We start from the raw sequence: 19,830 nt of genomic DNA, 5'->3' as shown, positions 1-19,830 counted from the left end.
CGAGAGCCGTATGGCTCATTCCGCCAATTATTCTCATGGGTTCGCTGACGGCTCGACACAAAACCATGCTAAGTTCGTAATGAACTGTCGGAAATGGTTGGCGCTTGTGTTTCTTTAACTCTAATAATAAGAGTGACGGGAAGGCAAGTGAATTCTTGCATGAAAATTCCCGGTCTGGCCTTGGATAGCGGGCCAGGCGAGTTTACTCTGGTAATAAGAGTTATTTCGGAGGTCCACGCAGATGCGCTCGAAGAGTTTTGAGGGAATGGCTTGTTCGATCGCCGGGGTGCTCGATGCGGTCGGCGATCGCTGGGCAGTTCTGATCTTGCGCGACCTGTCGCTGGGTTTGAGCAAATACGAGGATTTGAGAAAGTCGACTGATGTTACCCATGCCACCTTGTCCGACCGCCTCAAGCATCTTGAAGAAAATGAACTGATCGAGCGGCGGCGGTATCAGTCCCGTCCCGATCGCTACGAGTATCTCCTGACCCGAAAGGGCGGTGACATTATCTTGGTGCTCCAGGCGCTAGCGCAAGTCGGCGACAAGTGGGCGATTACGGGCGACGCCGGCCCGCCGCTCAAATTCATCAACGGCAACAGCGGTCGTCCGGTGAAGCTCGCGCTTGTCGATATCAAGTCGGGTGAAATGGTGCGCCTAAGGGACGTACGGCCACAGGCCGGACCGGGCGCCGACGAACTGGTAAGATGGCGAGTGGCCACGTTCGATCAACGATGATTTTCGGTGTAGCGCTAATCGAGGCCCGGCTTCAGCGTGTACAAGCCGAGAGCCGCCAGCGAAAACATTGTCAACACCACGCCTAGCGCGAATATTGCTTCAAGCGACACGGTGGCGGCCAGCCATACCCCGGCCGCGGCGTTCATCATCTGCCAAAAGCCGAGCAGAGCCGAGGCCGCGCCGGCTTTATCGCCGAAGGGAGAGAGCGCCTGCGCGGTACCGAGGGGAGTGACAATGCCCATGCCGAGGACGAACACGCACATCGCGCAGAGATACGGCAAGATGGTCGGGCTGAACTGCGAGACGAGCAGGATCCCCACGCTGCCTGCGGCTGTTACCCACAAACCGGCACGGATCGAGCGCTTGAGCCCGTAGCGTGATGCTAATTTCGTCGCAAGCATGCCGGCCGCGAACACGATCAGGACGGTGCCGGCGAAAAAGAGACCCAGCTGGATAGGGGTGAACTGAAGTACTTCGATGAATATGTGCGGAGAGGCCGAAAACGTCGAGAACAATGCGCCTATGGTCAGGCTGACCGTTGCGGTGGGGACAGCGAAGCGGCGATCCCTGATAAGGCCGAGATAGGCTCGGATGATCGCCAACGGATCGAGTGGAGTTCGGACCGAATTGTGCGTCTCGCCAAGCACGATGCCGTAGGCGATGGCACCAGCCACGGCAAAGGCGGCGACGAGGGCGAATTCGGAGCGCCAACCGAAGCTGTGATCAAGCACGCCCCCAAGCAGCGGCGAGAAACCAGGAGCCACCGACATCGCAATCATGATCAGTGCCATCGCGCGCGCCAGCGCCGCGCCACTGAACATGTCGCGGGCTATGGCACGCGACAGTACTGAGGTCGCGCACGCGCCGGAAGCTTGCAAGACGCGGCCGATCAGAAGATTCGGTAGATCGTTTGCCAGGCCGCACCAGATACTGCCTGCGAAGAACACCGCAAATCCGGCTAAAACTGGCCAGCGCCTGCCGTAGCGATCCGAAATCGGCCCGACCAGAAGCTGGCCCAATGCGAACGCCGCAAGGAAGATTGTGATGGCGGACGTAACCGCCGCACTTGTGACTTTGAACGATATCGCCATCTGCGGCAGCGACGGCAGCATAATGTTGGTCGCGAGTGTCCCCATCGCCGCCAGCCCGGCAAGGACTCCGATTTGCAAAATGCCAGAGACGGGCGAGTGCTGCGGTGCAGTCTCGATCATCTTGCTCCGGTCGGCCATGAGAACTTTCATCAGGCTCGGGTACGATCTTCTGAGCACGGCCAAACGGACGGGCAACACTGTTCGTGTCGCATGTCGAGTATGTTGCACTCGGCCGTTACCGTCAGCGGACGAGACGCTCGACCGCGATCACGGTGGCCTCACCGCCGCCGATGCAGAGCGATGCGATGCCGCGCTTGAGGTTGTTGGCCTCCATCGCGTGCAGCAGCGTCACGATGAGGCGCGCGCCGGTGGCGCCGATCGGATGGCCAAGCGCGCAAGCGCCGCCATTGACGTTGAGCTTGTCCCTGGGAATGCCAAGATCCTTCTGCGCTGCCATCGCGACGACGGCAAATGCTTCGTTGATCTCGAACAGGTCGACATCGCCGACGCTCCAGCCGACCTTGTCGAGCAGTTTCCGGATCGCCGGGATCGGTGCGGTGGTGAACCACTGCGGCTCCTGGCTGTGGGTGGCGTGGCCCTTGATCTCGGCCAGGACCGGAAGTCCTTCGCGATCGACGAGCGAGCGCCTTGCCAGGATCAGCGCGGCGGCGCCGTCGGCATTCGCGGAGGAGGCGGCCGGCGTGATGGTGCCGTTGGCGCGGAACGCCGGCTTCAGTCCGGGGATCTTCGCAGGATCGACCTCCAGCGGATGCTCGTCGTTGGCGATGACGCGTGGGCCGGCCTTCTCGGCCAGCGTGATCGGCGCGATCTCGGCCTTGAAGGCGCCGCCTTCCACCGCCTTGCGCGCGCGGGTCAGCGTCTCCATCGCGTATTTGTCCTGGTCGGCACGGGTGAACTGGTAGGCTTCCGCGGTGGCCTCGCCGAAGTCGCCCATCGAGCGGCCGGTCTCATAGGCGTCCTCGAGGCCATCCATCATCATGTGGTCGATGATCCGATCGTGGCCGGCGCGATAGCCAGCGCGCGCCTTCGCCAGCAGATAGGGCGCGTTGCTCATGCTCTCCATGCCGCCCGACAGCACGATCTCGGCCGAGCCGGCATGGATGATGTCATGCGCCAGCATGGTTGCCTTCATGCCGGAACCGCAGACCTTGTTGACAGTGGTGGCGCCGGTGGCATCGGGGAGCTTGGCGCCGCGCGCGGCCTGTCGCGCCGGAGCCTGGCCTTGGCCTGCGGGGAGCACATTGCCCATGAAGACCTCGTCGATCCGCTCCGGCGCGAGCTTCGCACGTTCCAGCGCCGCGCCAATGACGTGCGAGCCGAGCTTGTGAGCGGCAAGCGGCGACAGCTCGCCCATGAAGCGGCCGAGCGGGGTGCGGGCGGCGGAAAGGATGACGACGGGATCGTGGGCAGCGGCCATGATTGGTTCTCCTGCTCGGTCGCAAGCTATTATATGACGATAATCATCTATGAACTGGAATGCAATGCAATATTGGCTGCTTCATGCCCGTTGAGGGCGTCTGCGAGTTGCCGCCCCTGCAGAAAAGTGATCTTGTCAATTCCATTTTGGAATTGACTTTCCATAAAATCGATCGTTTGGTGCGCATTCTAGGTGCTCCCCCAAGGCAAGCGGGACGGCGCCGCTGACTTGGACCTTAGGCCGGCTGAGTGGTAGCCGGCCTCTTTTTTTGAACGGCAGAGTCGCGGACTGACAAGGAGGCTACGTCGATTCTCGCTCCAGGAATCGACCCTGGTGCGACAACAAAGTTCTAAAATTGTACTTTAATATGCCTCGGTCGGATGGTAGATGGAAGTCAGGCTCTCGCCGATTCAGATGAGGGAAAGATCATGAGTGTTGCAGATTTCATCCGCAGCGAAGTGAACTCCAACGAAATCGTTCTGTTTATGAAAGGCACGCAAGCCGCACCGGCCTGCGGATTCTCTGCGCAGGTGGTCCGAATACTCGATCATCTCGGCGTAACCTTCAAATCGCACAACATCTACGAGTCCGAAGAACTGCGGCAGGGGATCAAGGATTACTCTGATTGGCCGACAATCCCCCAGCTGTACGTGCGAGGCGAGTTCGTTGGCGGTTGTGACATCGTAACGGAGATGTTCCAGTCGGGGGAATTGCAGGCCGTTCTCAAGAAGGTGCCAGCGCAGTCCTGAGCACGCGCTGAGGCCACATCGAAAGCCGATGCAAGGCCGCTTTCGAGGGCGATCTTGGGTGATGCAGGGCTCGCATCATTACATCGATCTGCATTGCGATTCCCCCTATCGAAATGAATCGGGCACGCCGGACAGCAGAATCGAGGTCTCATGGAATGCGGTCTAACCCTGTTGCTAGCTATCGAGATCCTTCCCGACCCGAACATCGATGAAATCAGACGGGGACAGCTCCTCGCGTTGACGTTCGAGCTGCCTTGTGCGGTCGTGGGACAACTCGTCCTTTGGCTTGCGCTGTAACGCGCACGCGCGCGGCACTTTTTTGCCCATCCCTACAAATCTCGAATTCGCACTGAAAAAGAAATCGTGCGGGCTAGCGGAAGATGGCTCGCTGCGGCCGGCCGCTCCCGCCCGGCAATCGGAACGTTGCGAATGCGTCCTGATGCCACCCGGCTTCAGAGCCAGTCAGCAGACAAGACTAGACGGCAGTGCCGCTAATCACCCGTGAATAGCGCTATCTCGATTTTTTGATCTAGCGCAGCGCACGGGTCACGGTGACCATATTGGAACTGACTGTCGTCACGAGCCACAAATAAAAGGCCGGGCGAACATCGACATCTGCCCCTTAGGGAGGGTCACCAATGGCCTATCGCATCTTGAAGACTGCGGGTTTGTTACTGGCCGCCGGTCTGCTCGGCGCAGCGACCGCGACCGGCGCGACCGCCCAGAAGGCTTATGACGCTGGCGCGAGCGATACTGAAATCAAAATCGGCAACATCATGCCATACAGCGGACCGGCGTCCGCCTACTCCGTGATCGGCAAGACGTTCTCCGCCTATTTCAAAATGGTAAACGAGCAGGGCGGCATCAACGGCCGAAAGATCAACTTCATCAGCTACGACGACGGCTACAGTCCACCGAAAACCGTCGAGCAGACGCGCAAGCTCGTCGAGAACGACGAAGTGCTGCTGCTGTTTGGCATACTCGGAACGCCGGGCAACTCCGCAATCCACAAGTACGCCAACACGAAGAAGATCCCGCACCTCTTCCTCGCGACGGGCGCTTCGAAGTGGGTGGATCCGCAGAACTTTCCCTGGACGATGGCTTTCATTCCCAACTACCAGAACGAAGCCCGCATCTACGCGCAATACATCATGAAGAACCATCCGAACGCGAAGATCGGAATTCTTTATCAGAACGATGACTTCGGCAAAGACTACCTCACCGGCTTGCGCGACGGTCTGGGGGCCAAGGCCTCGATGATCGTATCGGAGGCTCCATTCGAAGTGACCGCGCCGACGGTGGACTCCCAGATCGTTCAGATCAAATCCGCGAATGCGGATGTTCTGCTGACGATCGCAACACCGAAATTTGTGGCGCAGAGCATCAAGAAGGTCGCCGAGGTGGGATGGAAACCCGTTCACATCGTTAGCAACGTTTCAACGTCGGTGAACGGCGTGATGAAGCCGGCCGGATTCGAAAACGCTCAGGGGGTGTTGAGTGCCGTTTATCTCAAAGACGCAAACGATGCGCAGTGGAAGAACGACCCCGGCATGAACGAGTGGTCGGGCTTCATGGACAAGTATTTTCCTGAGGGCGACAGAGGCGACGGCTTCACGGTGTACGGCTACGCCGTCGGAAAGACCATGGTCGAAGTGCTCAAAAAATGCGGCGACAATCTCACCCGCGAGAACGTGCTCAAGCAGGCGACCAATCTCGATATCGAGGTCGGACAGTTGCTTCCCGGCATCCGCCTCAAAAGCAGCCCGACCGACTACAACTTGATCAAACAGCTTCAGATGCAGCGATTCCAGGGTAGCAACTGGGAACTGTTCGGGCCGCTCCTCAGCTCCGAACGCAGCTGACTCGCTCTCCTGTTCAGACAACGAAGACCTGTGCACCGTACAGGCCTTCCCTCTGCGGGCTCCTCGACCCGCTCCCTTCAACGCCGCACTCGCACGCTCTTGTTCAAGTGTTACGTCAGATGCGCCTTCAGGGCGGGCCATCCCGAAGGGCAAAGACTTTGATACCGGAAATGTCCTTGGGCCGTGGCTGGTGACCGCAGATGAAATTCCAGACCCCTACAGATGCTCCGACCAGGAGTCAGTGATCCACGGCTCAAGCTGTTCGGGCTGCAAGTCCAGCCCCGTGCCGGGACCTTCCGGGACCGCGAGCATGCCGTGCCGGCTAACTGATGGTGTGCCGGCAAGGCGCAGGAGCGGGTTGTCCATCATGTCGTACTCCACGAATGGATACGCGGCGCAAGCTCCGCCGCGACGTGGTTCAAGCACAGCCGACATTTGAAGCGAGGCGCGGAAGTTTACGGCCGTGCCAAACACGTGGGGCATGATGGGCAGGTCATAGGCTTGCGAGAGCGCCCAAACTTGGCGAAAGCCGCTGTAGCCTCCGCATATCGAAAGGTCGGGTTGAAGGATATCAAAGGTGCCTGCGGCAAGAAAATCACGAAAGGCGCGCACGCTTCCGAGTGCTTCTCCGCCAGCGGTGGCGACCGTGGTGGCGCGCGCAAAGGATTGATAGCCCGGGATGTCTTCCGGCTGAACCGGCTCTTCGATCCAGAGCAGGTCGGCATCTTCCATGAACCTTGCGGAACGGATGGCGGCTGCTGCGGTATAGCCCTGGTTGATGTCGACCATGATGCCGATGTCAGGGCCCACCTGCTTGCGAAGCGCGTTTGCCATGATGCCATCGGCTCTCGGCTCAACGCCGCCCCGGGGCTTGATGGCTTTGAAGTTCAGGGAAAGATACTGATCGACCTCGCGCTGATATTCCCGGTAGGGATCTGGCTGCATTCGCACGAACGGCCCGCTTGCGTAAGCAAATACCTCGTTGCGTACCGCCCCGCCCATCAGCGCCGCCACGCTGATTCCATGCATTTGCGCAGCAAGATCGTGCAAGGCGATGTCGATGGCCGATATCGCCATCATCGACGCGCCGCGCCGATCATACCCGACGGAGGCGCACATCGATTGAAAGTGGCGGCCGTACTCGGCGGGCGACTTGCCCAGGATGAGTCCGGCCAACCGGGCGCGGATAAAGGCGCCGGCGGCGTGAGGGGAATTGCCTGCCTCGCCCCAGCCGGAGAGGCCGCCATCCGTGCATATCTGGATAAGCAACGCGTCCCGCTTCCGGAACACGTTGAGTGCGTTTCCCATGGGCTCGGCCAGCGGGAAGCTAAGATTGAAACCACGGATTTTGGTAATTTTCATAACCACTCGCTGCGTGAACGTGAGGGGCAGAGGTCAGCCCGGCTGAATATTTCCCTTCTCGACGATACGGGCCCATTTTGCGACTTCGTCATCAATGCGTGCCGCAAACTCCGGCGGCGAACTGCCAACAGAAACAAACCCAAGTTCCGCTACTTTGGATCGGAGCGGCTCGCTCTTGAAGGCCTTGCCGGCAACCTCTGCAAGCTTGTCGACGATTGGCGGCGGCAGCGCGGCCGGCCCGACGATGCCGAAGATTGGCGTGGCGTCGACGGCCGGCAAGCCGGCCTCGGCCATTGTGGGGACGTCCGGCAACTGTGCGACGCGGCCGCCTCCTGTGACGGCCAGGGCGCGAACCAGACCCTGACGTACCTGCTGTCCGATCGCTGCAACGGTGGCAAACGTCATTTGTACCTGGCCGCCGATCAGATCGGTGATGGCCGGCCCGCCTCCGCGATACGGCACATGCAAAATATCGATCTCCGCTGCTTGTCGCAGTTGCTCTCCGGCCAGATGAATGGCGGTGCCAAGCCCGGCCGAGGCGAAGTTGATCTTGCCCGGTTGCGCTTTGGCGAGCGCGACAAATTCCTGCAGGCTATTGGCGGCCACAGAAGGATGCACGACAAGAACGAGAGGCGAGGTTGCCAGGAGCGATATCGGCGCAAAGTCCTTCTTGGTGTTGTAGGGAAGCTTCGTGCGAAACAAGCCGGGATTGATGACAAACGCGCTATCGACAACGCCGATGGCTTCGCCTTGAGCAGAGGCGGTCGCGATCGCCTGCGTGCCAACCATGCTCGCGCCGCCGCCGCGATTATCGACAATGAACGGCTGGCCCAGGGCACGTTCGAATTCCGGTGCAACCAGCCGCGCAATGATGTCGGAGGCGCCTCCCGCAGCATACGGAACGATGATCTTGACCGGTCGTTGCGGGTAAGTCTGCGCCTCGGCTCGCCGCAGCAAGGGCGAAACAGAAAGCGCCGTTGCCAGTCCCGAGCCGATAATGGTTCTTCGCGTCAATGAGCGCATTGTTCTTCTCCGTGGCCGGCCTTCAATCGTTGAATTTGAAACCGGGTGAGGGCTCTCCCGGCCGTCCCGGGTCGGAGATCGAATCGCAGTTGGACTGGATCGGGCTTCCGGTCAGGGCGGCATGAACGAACACAAGTTCGTCGGCGTAGGCGGCATGGACCGTTCCGTTGTGGGTCACGCCAGCATAGGTCTTCCAAACCACATTGCTCCCGGCCGCGCAGAGTGCGGCAACCGCGGCATATTGGCGTTGCGGTGTGATCAGCTTGTCGGCCAGGCCTGTGGCGAGAAAGACCGGTACCGGCATGCGAACCGGACTCATTTCCATGACAGCGCTAAGACGATCCGCGATCTCTGGATCTTTCAAGCTGTTTGCCATGGTCAGGCCGTTGCTGCGAACGATTTGTCCAAGCTCTGCGGTGCATCCCTCCCGGGCGGCTTGCAGTAGCGGCTTCCCCATCTCAGTAACGAGGTCGTCCGGCTTTATTGCGTCGTCGCCGAGTGCACCGGCGATCATCATGAGAATGGTGTATTGCGGGGGAGATGAACGCGCCAAAGTCTGTTCGCTTGAAGCCTTGTTGGCCGCGTCGGGAAACCGGGAAACGATGCCGGTTGCGATCGATGCCTTGATATTGAGGTCGGGTGCGTAGGAAGGCGCGAGACGTGTTGCGCCGAGCGAGGCGCCGGAGCCTTGCGACTGACCTGTGATGATGATGGCGTTGGCGATCTGTCCGTTCGAATGGTCGAGCGCCGCTCTTGCGGCATCGAGCACCGAGCGCCCCTCTGCTTCCCAATTGAGATAGGGGTGCGGGCCGGGGCCGCCGAGACCCTGGTAGTCGGTCGCAACGACGGCAAAGCCCTGTTCCAGCCAATTGTTGATGTACGCGCCGTCGCGAGGCCGATGCCTGCTCCAGGATGGGGCGCACCTGTCGGATACGCCGAGCGTGCCGTGCGCCCAGGCAACAAGCGGCCATCCACCTTGAGGTGCGGTTCGCTTCGGAAGATAGAGCGTGCCGCTGACCGGAATGAGGCCGGACCGCCATCTTTCATCCGTCGAAGTGTAGAGGATTCTTCTGGCGGTCGCGGCCGCAACGATCTCGGGCTGATCTTGTATTCCTTCTTCGCGCAGCATGAGGCCCGGCTTGTCGGGCAAAGCGCCGGTCCAGCGGTAGAACGACGACAGATCCTGGTCACCAACGATCGGCCCCTGAGGTAGTGACTCCGCTGCGGCGTACAGCACGCCCGGATGAGGCGAGGCGCAAAGAGCGAATGCCGTGACGCTCATTCTTGCGAGTGCTTTCATTGCTTGCGTTCCTCCGGTTTTTTGGCGCAGCCTCGTGAGGCTGCGTTCGTTTGTGACTCCTCACTTTGCTCCCTACGGAGCTAAGCCCTGCACACGTGGCGAGCTACGCATGTTCACCCGCAGTCGAAAGCTGCATTGGCGGTCAATCGAGGATCCTATTCCACCTGCAGCCCGATCCGGCGGATGACATCTCCCCACTTGTCCGATTCCGCCTTGAGCAGCGCAGCCGCTTGAGCCGGGCTCGTAGCCCGCGGGTCGAGCCCGACCTTGGCGAACTGGCCGACCGCGTCGGGCTCCTGCAGCACGGCATTGAGTGCGGTGTTGATCTTGCCGACTATTTCGCCTGGCATGGCCGCCGGTCCGTAGAGCGCGAACCATGTCTCGACCTGATAGTTGGGCAAGCCTGCCTCGGTCGAATTCGGCACGTCCGGCAGCAGCGGGGTACGCTGACGCGACGCGACGACCAAGGGTCGCAATTTTCCATCGGCAATGTAGGGCGCCGAATTGCTTACAGCGTCGACCATCACCTGCAGCCTTCCGCCGAGCACATCGGTCAGCGCCGGTCCGTTGCCGCTATAGGGAACATGCAGCATCTCGAAGCCCGCTATGTTCTTCAGCAACTCGCCGGCGAGATGCAGAATGACGCCCGTCGCGGAACCGTAGGCGAGCTTGGTTGGGTTCGCCTTGCCGTAGGCGATGAGTTCCTGCAGGTTGTTGACAGGCACGCTAGCATTGACCGAGACCACCAGAGGTCCGGTGCCGATCAGCCCCAGCGAAGTGAAGTCGTTGATCCCGTCATAGGGGGCGAGCTTGCGCAGACGCGGATTCACCGCGTGGGTGGATACGCCGCCGAGAAGCAGCGTGTAACCGTCGGATACCGACTTTGCGACGAATTGCGATCCAATAATCGCGCCCGCGCCCGGCCGGTTCTCGATGACGATCGACTGCCCCAGCTTGTCGCGCATGCGTTCCGCGATGAAGCGCGCGACGACGTCGCTGCTCCCACCGGCCGCATATGGCACGATCAGTTTGATGATGCGGTTGGGGTAATCGCTCTGCGCGCGGGCCAGCCGCGGAGCAGCGAGCGCACCGAGCAGAGCAAGGCTAGCTCGCCGCGTCAGCCCTTTCGCCGTTGTCATCCTGTCCCTCCCGCTTCTTCGCCGTTCGCAAGGTGCGCGGCGTTATTTTTCGGCTTTCGAGCATGCCCGCCGTTTCCGCCCTTAGCAGGCCGAAACCGCCCGCAATCGACCACCACATGTGGTCGGCGCGATGGACGATCAGGCATTCGAGGCTGCGCTGCATCAGGTCGCCCTCGTAGGAATGGCCGAGTGCGATGTGCGCGATCTCCTCGGGTAACCCGACTGCGATACAGACATGGGCGCCGTAAACCGGGTGGCGCAGCGCGGGCGAGCCGGCCTGCGATTTATCCGCTTCCCATCGCTTGCGGTTGGCGGGATCGAACTCCCAGGCTTTGCCGACATCGTGCAGCAGCGCGCCTGCCAGCACGATGTCGCGATTGACCGCGGCTTCGGGGAATTCCTGCGTAAACTCGTCTGCGATCGCTATCGCGATCCGGGCCACGCTGCGCAGATGTACAGCCTGGCTGCCGCGCTTCAGCGCGAAGACGCCGGGCGTCGCCTCTCCCGGAATGGCGGTGATGCGCGGAAAATCCGTTTCCGCCAGTGCATAGGCCCAGGCCTCGATCGCCTTGCGGCGCAGTTCTTCGTTACGGATCTGCGCGAGTTCCGGGAGATCCTCGATCACCGTCGCGCGCAGCGCGTCGGTGACCGGGCGGGGCCGGCGTCGGTCAAGGAAATGCATGGGCAGCCACTATTCGGATCCCCGGGATATTGCCGGCGCCCACTACATAGTTTCAAATGCCGATTTGGTCATAGTTCATGCTTTGAGGTTATATATGGCGATCAGCGTGCGGGAGATGAACGTGTTCCGATGTGTGATGCAATCGGGCTCAGTGACGAACGCGGCCGCTGCCTTGAACATTTCCCAGCCGGCGGTCAGCCGTATGCTGCAACAGGCGGAGGAACGTCTTGGTTTCAGGTTATTTGAGCGCGCGAAGAAACGGCTGAAGCCGACGACCGAGGCGCAGACGCTTTTCGCGGAAGTCGTGAACGTGTTCGCGGCGATCGAGCACACCCAGCGGTTGGCGGTCGAGCTTCGCGACGGTCAGGCGGGGCTCCTGACAGTTGCGATCGTGACCGGGTTCGGTCACACCATTGTGCCGCAAGCGGTCCGGCGCTTTCGTGCTGAACGGCCGGACGTCTCCGTTGTCATTCAAACGTTGACGGGGCCGGAGGTCGTCACCCGTGTCGCCCAAGGGCGAGCTGATCTCGGCCTGACTGTCGGCCCGCTTGGGGATCCGTCCCTTGACAGCACCATTCTCTGCACGACCAAGCTCGGCTGCGTGCTGCCGGTCGGTCACCGGCTTGCAGCTAAGGATGTATTGAGTGCGCCCGATCTTGCGCACGAGCCAGTGATCTGTCCGGGCCCGCATTTGTCGATCGGGGCCGCGATCGTCATTGCCTTTGCCGAGGCCAATCTACGCTTGCGCATCGCCGTCGAGGCGTCGCAATCGAATATCGCCTGCGAGTTGGTGCGTGCCGGTGCCGGCATCGCGATCCTGGACGGCCTCGGCCTGCTCAGTGCGCGAACTAATGATCTCGTCACGCGTCCATTCGCACCGAGCCTGCAAAGTGTCGCACGGTTGCTGAAAGGCACAAAACGGCCGGCTTCTCGCCTGGTGGAGGAGTTTGCCGGCGTCGTGCAGAGGGTTACGGCCGAGAGCGGCTTGTAACGAAGGAGAATCTCATCTGGTTGACGGAAGCGAAGATGGCGAAGGATCCCGGCTCGCTGTCCAGCGAAGCGCTGGCCGCCTATAACGCGGCATTCCGCCGGCCCGAAGTCCGGCATGCGATGATGCAAGACTACCGCGCCGGCGCGACGTTCGATCACGAGCACGACCTGGCCGACCGCGCCGCCGGACGCCTGCTCGATTGCCCGATACTGGTGCTGTGGGAGCAGGGACGTTTCGATGGCAAGGAAACGCCGCTCACCATCTGAGAAGCCTGGGCAAAACAGGTCGAAGGATGGGCCATTTGCGGCGGCCATCTCCAGCCCGAGGAGCAGCCGGGGCCCGTGCTTGATGCGGTCCGCCCGTTCCTTGCCCGATATCTGCGCTGACTGCCGACCGGATTGCACAAACTTCGTCTCGTGAATGAGTCGGCTCTCTTTCCGCAATTGGGGCACCGATGATTCCCGATCGGCATCTAGTCGAACTCCGCTCCAACATTTCGGTTTTGCAGATTTTCATTCCGATGCTGCGCCGGCTGACATGCCGGATTTTGCGTTCTTGATACAGGGGTAGCTGCGCCGCAATTAATTGCTGCAGCACGCATGTGCGAACGCTTAGCCATCACACGTTAGGCAGGTGATCTGCCGCTACGACGAGGTGGCCTGTCATGTCTGCTCAAACTGCACTCCAGCGGAATTCAGCGTCGCAACCAGGGCGGCCGGATGACATTGCCGATCTCTCCGCTTTGGATCTGATTGAGCGATATCGGACAAAATCGCTCTCGTCTGTTGAGGCGACGCAGGCTGTGCTTGCGCGGATCGAGCGCCTTGACCGGCATGTCAATGCATTTGCATTGCTGGATGCCGAATCCGCGCTGGCATCGGCGCGCGAGTCTGAAGTGCGTTGGCAGCGCGGCGAGCGGCTCGGCCCCGTCGATGGTGTGCCGGTTGCGCTGAAGGATCTCATCCTGGCCAGGGGCTGGCCGACGCTGCGAGGCAGCCGTGCTGTCGATCCAGCCCAGGACTGGAGCGAGGACTCTCCTGCTACCGCTCGCCTGCGAGCAATACGCCCGTCAGAAAGATCGCGCGAACCCTGAATCGCAGCCTGGCTTCGACGGGGACGATGGCCGCCAAGCTCGGCATTGTGTTGAACTGTGGCGTCAGCAACCACCGCCAGCCATAGTAAAAATGCAACCATATGCGGCCTTGGGTCGCGAGAGCACACTTCAAGCAGCCCTGGGTCCCGTTTTCATTTGGAAACAGCAACCAAGCTATTGAAATTACTGGAGCGTATTTCGTCCAGTTTTTCCAAATGCGCCTTGGAATCATTGAATAATCAAACTGATTTTGATTCCGCCATTCGGAGGTTCGATCCCCCCCGCCCCAGCCAGTTGATATTGCTCGTCTAATCGCCTTCTTGGTTGCTTTATTTGGAATGGCGCGAGTCCGCTGCCCGTTGAAGAGAGATGTCGCTATTTCGTTCGCCGCCTATTCGTTGCCGGTGCAAGTGACGCAGTCATCGGCCCATCGATGGGAGAGGCGGGTCTCCAATCTCAGGCGCTCATAAACTACCACATGCCAAAGACTGGCTGAGACGTCATCGGTTCGGTTGGTGGGGACCGGGACATCCCGCGTGACGGTCACGCGGAGGCTCGCACCGATGCGCGATAACGGATGTTGTCGACCCTGGACGGTTGCATCAGCCTCGCCCGACGACATCGTGAGCTTCGTGGCCATGCGAAGTATTTGACGCTCGCGATAAGGGTATGCCCGTGAAAGGCGGGGGCCGGGAACTGGTCGTCGTGACCTCACAACATGGAAATTCCTGAAGGGAGACGGACGAGGGGTGATACGATGGCGGACCAGTCGCCGCCGGCTCCCCTCTCAAAGCTCATCTCAGCCAAATCGAGAGCATCGACAAACACATCGATCGCGCGAACAGGGTTGCTCCCGTCAATGAAATCATAAGCGGACATTCGTCCGGGCATCGACATCGGCTACCCTGGCTGTGGAACGTCACCACCCAGAGGTCCTTTGTTAAAAGCGGGAACAGGCCTCAAAGACCATGGCTGGTTCATCCTGCCGATCTCAAAGCAAGCCCACGATGAGTACGCTTACTCTGTTGCCTGGGAGAAGCGGTACGGCACTCGTGCTGAGCTACTGCTTGCGTTTTGGGCCTCGATAGGTTTTAAGCCCGGTGACTTCATGACCATAGGCATGAACGAAAAGCGATCTGCGCGGACTCGCCGCGTTTTTTGACAGAGTGGCGCATGCAGTGTGACTCATGCGCTTTGTTCTAAGCGCCCACAGAGGAATCCATCATGGCCAAGATGACCAAGAACCAGTTGATTGATGCGATTGCAGAGGGAACGCAGATTTCGAAGGAAGATGTAAGGGCTGTCATCGAGCACATGGCGACTGTAGGCTATAAGGAGTTGAATCAGTGCGGCGAATTCGTCATTCCCGGCTTCGTCAAGATGTCGGTCGTGAACAAACCTGCTACTGAAGCCCGCAGCGGTGTAAACCCATTCACGAAAGAGCCTATGGAGTTCGCGGCCAAGCCGGCCAGCAAGTCGGTTAAGGCGTCACCGCTGAAGGTTGCTAAAGACGCTGTTTGATGAAGTTTTGGCAGCTCGCCGTGAATGCACGGGCGCTTCCCCATAGCCGATTCTCGATGCCTCATCTGGGCGGATCAGATCGCGAACTCCCAACGGGTACCCGGAATCTTGTACTCGCTGCGGAGTTCATCCCACAAGGCCGAGTGCCCCCTAAACTTGGTGGGTGAACATCGGGGCTTCCGCTCGACTGACCTGAGGCTTAGCAACGGGGCAGGGGCCGAAGGCTTCTGGCACGTCGGCAACTACCGTGCACGCGACGATCAACTAACATTCCTCGCGTTCATTGCACGGCAGACACGTGTTGACGTCCAACAAGTTATCTCACGGCAGCGACCCCCTCAGGTCTGCGACACCAATATCCGGGGTGACTCGGTTACCGTTCTCAGAAGTGGTGCGCGCGCGGATTTCACCGTGTTCGGACACAGTCATGACTCGAACGACGATCGCGCCGACCGAAAACAGCGTGACCATGATCAGCCCAATTCCGGCCGGCGTTAGGGACCCAAAGCGCATCATTGCTGCACCCATGCGCATCGCCCGCGGCCCGTTGCAACACGCTTGGTTGAGTCGTTAGGCGATTTGGTGGCGTGGCGGCGGCGATCCGGCGCTCATTCTCTTGTGCACCGTCTTGTGCGCGTCGCACACCCAGCCGGCGCGCTCGCACGGTTGGGACGGTGCCGGGGTAGGCGACGTTCACAAAATCAAATTGAGCGCGAATGCCACCGGCGAATGAAGGCAAGTGCTTTCAAAGGAAGTTGATCACGCTGATGCGAAACAGATCACATGAGCTGTCCGCCAGCCGGAATAGGGTTGGCGAGTAATCACCGTTTACGCTCAGCGCGCCACGAACACGTTCGCTCGCGTGATAGGCATTTTGTCACAACCATCGGGGATGGGCGTCCCTGGCGTTGTCACGATCCGGCCGTGCGGCGGTGATGCTTCCTGGTCATATGCAGTCCCTCTTAAGGCGTGGCTACACACGGGACGGGCGAGCAGATGCATGATCGAACCGTCACTCCGAAGCCATCGGTGGGCGAGCCCCCGGAGCTGAAAGGCGTTGGCCGCGACCTGCGCATCGATGCCTGCCGCGGTATCGCGCTATGGTGCATCTTTCTTGACCATGTCCCTAACAACATCGGAAGCTGGCTGACGCTGCGGAACTACGGCTTCTGCGATACCGCGGAAGTATTCATGTTCGTCTCGGGTGTGACCTGCGCGCTGGCCTACGGCAAGGCTCATTGGTGCGAGGGCTGGAGCGGCGTAATCAGCCGTACGCTGTGGCGGAGCTGGGACATCTATGTCGCATTTCTGCTGCTCACTCTCGCTTGCGCCATTATGGTTTACCTCGCAGGCGGCGGTCGGTTTGCCGACGAGAGCAATACGCGAATTCTGTTGGAACATCCCGGCGCGACGCTCGCGCATGCGGTGATCCTGCAATACCGTCCCGTCAACACCGACGTCTTGCCGATCTTCGTGGTTTATCACTTTTCGTTCGGGCTGCTGCTGTGGCTGCTGCTGCGAGTGCCGAACCTTGCGCTCGGCGCCTCGGTGTTGCTTTATGCGCTGGTGCACGTCTTCGGCTGGACTGTCCCGGCATGGCCGAGCAATCACTGGTTCTTCAATCCGCTGGCCTGGCAGTTGCTGGTTGTGCTCGGCGCATGGTGGACCACGGAGGGCAGGAGATTCTGGCCGTGGCTGACCTCGCGCACGGTGCTCGTGCTTGCCGTTCTCTATCTGGTCTTCAGCCTGATCATCGCATTGAGTTGCAGCATCAAACCACTGGAAGCGCTGGTCCCGCAGGCGCTGGCAAAGCTGACCTATCCGCTGGACAAATCGAATCTCGATCCTTTGCGACTGCTGCATTTTTTTGCCCTTGCGATTTTGGCGGTATGGCTCGTGCCTCGCGATTGGCGAGGGCTGACGACGCCGGTGATGCGCGGCGCGATCCGCTGTGGCGAGAACTCGCTGGCAATCTACTGCCTCGGTGTTCTACTGGCGCTTGCCAGCCACATAGCGCTGGTCAACATCTCGGATGGGCTTGCGATGCAGATCGCGCTCAGCATCGCTGGTATCCTGGTGATGGTCGCGGCCGCAACGCTGCTGAATTTGATCAGGATCAAACCGAAGCGGCAGCCGGAATTATTGTGACGGCTGCGATGGCCGCCAGCTCCGTCCTCGCATCAATCGCGCAACAGCGCGGCCTCCCGAACGGTTCGGCTCGAGCCTAAGAGGGAGGCGAGCCCCAGCGCCATCAGCAGCACGCCAAGCCAAGTTGCCGTCCAGCCCCGCCCGTCATCGGCCGCCTCGGCGATGGGAATGGCGACCGGCGCGACCGGAGGCACGGAGGCGGCAACCGCGTCGCTGGCGGCCGGTGCAATCGCCAGAAGCGTCTCCACGTCGACCTGGCGCGGCGTGGGTTGGCCGGGCGTGAGCTGATCGGTCGCGAGGTTTTCGATGGCTGCCGGCGGCACAAAGGCTGCGGCCCCCGTAGTTAGGACGGAAGCGGCATCAACCACCTTGAGCTCGGGCGCGGGCCGCATCGGCTTGGACGTTTCCGCCGGTGCGGAGCGCAGCAGCTCCGCACGCGCATCCACGACCGCCTTCCGCTTGCGCCGCGCGGCCTCGTTCTCCTCGGGAGCGACGACACGTGGCTTCGCGGCGCGATGACGAACCTGTTTCTTCACCGCGGTCTCCTCAGCGGCCTGGAACCAGCATTTGCGGTGGCCTTCCAAACGATAGACCCAGTGCTGGCCGGCCGCCGTCGAATTGCCGGGCCGCGGCAAGCACTCCTCTTCCGCGGAAGCGGGCGCAGTGGCTTGCCGGGGAGCGGCATTGAAGAAGTCGGCAAAAGGATTCGAAAACGCAGGCGAAGTCGAGAGACCTGCGAGAAGGACAAAAGCGGCGATGCGAAATCGCAAATGACCGGACATGGAAACCCCGGTGTTGCGCCCCAGGCACGACCTTTGGCCGCGACCTGGGTCACAATGCGGCTCAAATCAGGCAACGCGGTGGATTCATTCTGGCCCGGAAGCGAGATCCCGGCCTGAATGTTGCACGACAAAGGAAATCCAATACCGCGCTCCGATCATCATCGGGCCTGTGCCGGACAAACTCTCCGGACGTCGAGTATCGGAAGATGATGCTGAGCATGCCGATAGATAGACTGATCAAAAGAGCAGCTCAGCGAGCCAAAGAGGCTGAGCAAGAAGGCGGGCGTGCCCGACGAGCGAGAGATCGTTGCTTTTCAGCGAAGAGGCTGACGTGCGCATCCGCGAGCTGCAGCCAAGGCCGGAACGGAGCGACTGGCGGCCCCACTCTCGAATGCGAGCGCGGTGAGCGCGCCTTCGATTTGCCTACCACGACCTTCCTCTGCTTTGCGGCACAAAGCAGACACTCGCGTGATGCGATCGAACGGCGCTGCCAAGGGTGGCCGAGCCACGTTGCCTTCCCTTGCCGCGTTAGGCCGCCTTGGGTGCTTCTTGATCCAGCATTTCCAGCGAAACGATAGTGGCTCTAATGTTGTCCTTGCGTGCCCTTAGGCGGCGCGCCAACACCGAATAGGTAGGGTCCGACAAGTCGCGAACGCCCACCCGGACCTCCTCGTATTCGATCTCGACGGTGAGGAGCTCGACCGAGCGTAATAGGGTCTCGATCAGTGTCGCGATTTGAAGCCAGTTCGTCGCTGCGGTTCCCCGGAGCGTCTCATTCAGAGATGGGTTTACCATTGGTAGCCTCTGCGCTGGTTTGTTTTGGGGCGCTCTAACGGCGCATTCTCCCAACAGCAAAGGCGATGCCAATCGTGCCATGAGAACCTCCGTGGTTCTCCGGTCGTGAACATCGTTCCCCTTCGCACCCTGCTGCTGTGAGCTGGGCAGCGGTGGCAGCTTTAAGAAGGAACTCGAAAGTCCGAAGGCAACCGCTTTCAATAGGGTCCCATAGGCCGAAAGGGGACCCGTAGAATTTCGCGCGGGTCCAGTGGAATGAGCGGTTATGAGGCATCGTGATGAGACACAGTCCGTATCCGCTCGGTCGCGACTGCACTGAACGGAATGAACGCCGGAAGCATTGCGGACGTTCCGCGCCATAAGTTGCGCAGGGTTGTCAAATTGCTGCTGTGAAGGCCCGTAAAATCCCGGGAATGCCGGCACAAAGGTAGATATTCGTGGTTACTCCGTCTGCGTTGGCGCGTTGACGAGATTTTCAACGATAATGGGACCTACCTAAGAGGATTGGAAAAAAGCTCATTGCCAGCGCTGCGTGATTTTCACTCGTGATGTTCACTCGCTGAAACTCCAAATCCCACGGACAACGAACGATGATCGGCGCGGTCGCTGTCGGCCGCCAAGAACGGGCAGGGAAATGTCGGGGCTTATCACATTGGGCCGAAGGAAGGCCGACGGCAGCACGCGTGCGCTGGCTATTGTGATTGTTCGTTCGCGGGCGGATTTTTCGGGTTGGCGAACGGAGTTTGGAAGGCGTTGGTGGGCTGCAAACGTCAACCACGAACGGCAAGCGAACCCGACCTGTTTTAGATCCAACGACGCGTTGCGACGAATCTCGGCCGTTTGGTCTTCGTCCAACGGTTCAAATGCCGACGCCGATGTGCTGACCCTGAGCCGGACAGCCACAGTCACAGTCACAGTCACAGGTGCGCAATACGAGTCGGTAACGCACTTCAACTCGACCGACAATCGGTCGGGCGCGACCCGCACCATCAACCCGCTGTCTTTTCATCCAGTTGTCATTCCAGAATTCCAGACCGCAATCGCGACATCCACTTCATTGTCGAGCCCAACCACGCGCTAGGCGCGCGAATTTTCACGAACAGGATTTTTCACGAAAT

At 60.3% G+C, this 19,830-nt stretch carries 19 protein-coding genes; 9 read left to right on the top strand and 10 right to left on the bottom strand.

Going from position 1 to position 19,830, the window contains the following annotated elements; genetic code table 11:
* Positions 1 to 241: 241 nt before the first annotated feature.
* A complete protein-coding gene (locus V1293_RS14045) occupies positions 242 to 736 on the top strand; it encodes a winged helix-turn-helix transcriptional regulator (protein ID WP_334510419.1) in 495 nt (164 codons plus the stop codon).
* A 14-nt stretch (positions 737 to 750) separates the two neighbouring features.
* Here V1293_RS14045 and V1293_RS14040 read toward each other — a convergent pair whose 3' ends face one another.
* Both V1293_RS14040 and V1293_RS14035 read right to left on the bottom strand, forming a co-directional pair.
* Positions 751 to 1,977 carry a multidrug effflux MFS transporter gene (locus tag V1293_RS14040; RefSeq protein ID WP_334510417.1) on the bottom strand — a complete coding sequence of 409 codons (1,227 nt, stop codon included), beginning with the start codon at positions 1,975 to 1,977 and terminating at the stop codon, positions 751 to 753.
* A 91-nt stretch (positions 1,978 to 2,068) separates the two neighbouring features.
* On the bottom strand, positions 2,069 to 3,265 hold the full coding sequence (locus tag V1293_RS14035; RefSeq protein WP_334510414.1) for an acetyl-CoA C-acyltransferase: 1,197 nt from the start codon (positions 3,263 to 3,265) through the stop codon (positions 2,069 to 2,071).
* Positions 3,266 to 3,693: 428 nt separating this feature from the next.
* On the opposite strand from V1293_RS14035, the gene grxD reads away from it, so the two are divergent.
* The gene (gene grxD, locus V1293_RS14030; protein ID WP_334510412.1) at positions 3,694 to 4,014 is read left to right on the top strand and encodes a Grx4 family monothiol glutaredoxin; all 321 of its coding nucleotides are present in this window, start codon (positions 3,694 to 3,696) and stop codon (positions 4,012 to 4,014) included.
* A gap of 638 nt (positions 4,015 to 4,652) precedes the next feature.
* Complete coding sequence (locus V1293_RS14025; RefSeq protein WP_334510410.1) at positions 4,653 to 5,876, top strand: ABC transporter substrate-binding protein; 1,224 nt, start codon at positions 4,653 to 4,655, stop codon at positions 5,874 to 5,876.
* 216 nt (positions 5,877 to 6,092) lie between these two features.
* On the opposite strand, the gene V1293_RS14020 is transcribed toward V1293_RS14025, so the two are convergent.
* The 5 genes from V1293_RS14020 to V1293_RS14000 all read right to left on the bottom strand — a co-directional run bounded on the left by V1293_RS14020 (position 6,093) and on the right by V1293_RS14000 (position 11,382).
* Positions 6,093 to 7,238 (bottom strand): mandelate racemase/muconate lactonizing enzyme family protein, encoded by a 1,146-nt coding sequence (locus V1293_RS14020; RefSeq protein ID WP_334510407.1) that lies wholly within the window; start codon positions 7,236 to 7,238, stop codon positions 6,093 to 6,095.
* 33 nt (positions 7,239 to 7,271) lie between these two features.
* Positions 7,272 to 8,261, bottom strand: coding sequence for a Bug family tripartite tricarboxylate transporter substrate binding protein (locus V1293_RS14015; protein ID WP_334510404.1), 990 nt, complete (start codon positions 8,259 to 8,261; stop codon positions 7,272 to 7,274).
* Positions 8,262 to 8,283: 22 nt separating this feature from the next.
* The gene (locus V1293_RS14010; protein ID WP_334510402.1) at positions 8,284 to 9,561 is read right to left on the bottom strand and encodes a lipase family protein; all 1,278 of its coding nucleotides are present in this window, start codon (positions 9,559 to 9,561) and stop codon (positions 8,284 to 8,286) included.
* Between the two features lie 155 nt (positions 9,562 to 9,716).
* Entirely contained in the window at positions 9,717 to 10,700 is a 984-nt protein-coding gene (locus tag V1293_RS14005) for a Bug family tripartite tricarboxylate transporter substrate binding protein (RefSeq protein WP_334510399.1), read from the bottom strand.
* On the bottom strand, positions 10,666 to 11,382 hold the full coding sequence (locus V1293_RS14000) for an HD domain-containing protein (protein ID WP_334510397.1): 717 nt from the start codon (positions 11,380 to 11,382) through the stop codon (positions 10,666 to 10,668). Before V1293_RS14000 ends, V1293_RS14005 begins: the two co-directional genes overlap by 35 nt.
* A 94-nt stretch (positions 11,383 to 11,476) precedes the next feature.
* Between V1293_RS14000 and V1293_RS13995 the strand changes: the two genes are divergently transcribed.
* From V1293_RS13995 to V1293_RS13980, 4 genes are all read left to right on the top strand, one after another.
* Positions 11,477 to 12,373 (top strand): LysR substrate-binding domain-containing protein, encoded by an 897-nt coding sequence (locus V1293_RS13995; protein WP_334510395.1) that lies wholly within the window; start codon positions 11,477 to 11,479, stop codon positions 12,371 to 12,373.
* Between the two features lie 35 nt (positions 12,374 to 12,408).
* Positions 12,409 to 12,639, top strand: coding sequence for a hypothetical protein (locus V1293_RS13990; RefSeq protein ID WP_334510393.1), 231 nt, complete (start codon positions 12,409 to 12,411; stop codon positions 12,637 to 12,639).
* Between the two features lie 398 nt (positions 12,640 to 13,037).
* Positions 13,038 to 13,466: an amidase family protein gene (locus V1293_RS13985; protein WP_334510391.1), complete on the top strand. Its 429-nt coding sequence runs from the start codon at positions 13,038 to 13,040 to the stop codon at positions 13,464 to 13,466.
* A gap of 1,224 nt (positions 13,467 to 14,690) precedes the next feature.
* The gene (locus V1293_RS13980; RefSeq protein ID WP_334510389.1) at positions 14,691 to 14,987 is read left to right on the top strand and encodes an HU family DNA-binding protein; all 297 of its coding nucleotides are present in this window, start codon (positions 14,691 to 14,693) and stop codon (positions 14,985 to 14,987) included.
* A gap of 321 nt (positions 14,988 to 15,308) precedes the next feature.
* Here the strand turns inward: V1293_RS13980 and V1293_RS13975 are convergent, their stop codons facing one another.
* The gene (locus V1293_RS13975) at positions 15,309 to 15,515 is read right to left on the bottom strand and encodes a hypothetical protein (RefSeq protein WP_334510387.1); all 207 of its coding nucleotides are present in this window, start codon (positions 15,513 to 15,515) and stop codon (positions 15,309 to 15,311) included.
* 468 nt (positions 15,516 to 15,983) lie between these two features.
* Here V1293_RS13975 and V1293_RS13970 point away from each other — a divergent pair, with 468 nt between their 5' ends.
* Positions 15,984 to 17,135 (top strand): OpgC domain-containing protein, encoded by a 1,152-nt coding sequence (locus V1293_RS13970; protein ID WP_334510385.1) that lies wholly within the window; start codon positions 15,984 to 15,986, stop codon positions 17,133 to 17,135.
* 32 nt (positions 17,136 to 17,167) lie between these two features.
* Here the strand turns inward: V1293_RS13970 and V1293_RS13965 are convergent, their stop codons facing one another.
* Positions 17,168 to 17,917 (bottom strand): hypothetical protein, encoded by a 750-nt coding sequence (locus tag V1293_RS13965; protein WP_334510383.1) that lies wholly within the window; start codon positions 17,915 to 17,917, stop codon positions 17,168 to 17,170.
* A 528-nt stretch (positions 17,918 to 18,445) separates the two neighbouring features.
* Positions 18,446 to 18,793: a hypothetical protein gene (locus V1293_RS13960; protein WP_334510380.1), complete on the bottom strand. Its 348-nt coding sequence runs from the start codon at positions 18,791 to 18,793 to the stop codon at positions 18,446 to 18,448.
* Between the two features lie 553 nt (positions 18,794 to 19,346).
* On the opposite strand from V1293_RS13960, the gene V1293_RS13955 reads away from it, so the two are divergent.
* On the top strand, positions 19,347 to 19,793 hold the full coding sequence (locus V1293_RS13955; RefSeq protein ID WP_334510377.1) for a hypothetical protein: 447 nt from the start codon (positions 19,347 to 19,349) through the stop codon (positions 19,791 to 19,793).
* The last annotated feature ends 37 nt before the right edge of the window (positions 19,794 to 19,830 follow it).

Source organism: Bradyrhizobium sp. AZCC 1693 (assembly GCF_036924745.1).
In the GTDB taxonomy this organism is placed as follows: Bacteria; Pseudomonadota; Alphaproteobacteria; order Rhizobiales; family Xanthobacteraceae; genus Bradyrhizobium.
Note: the sequence above shows the minus strand (reverse complement) of the source record. Positions and strands in the feature narration are given on the sequence as shown.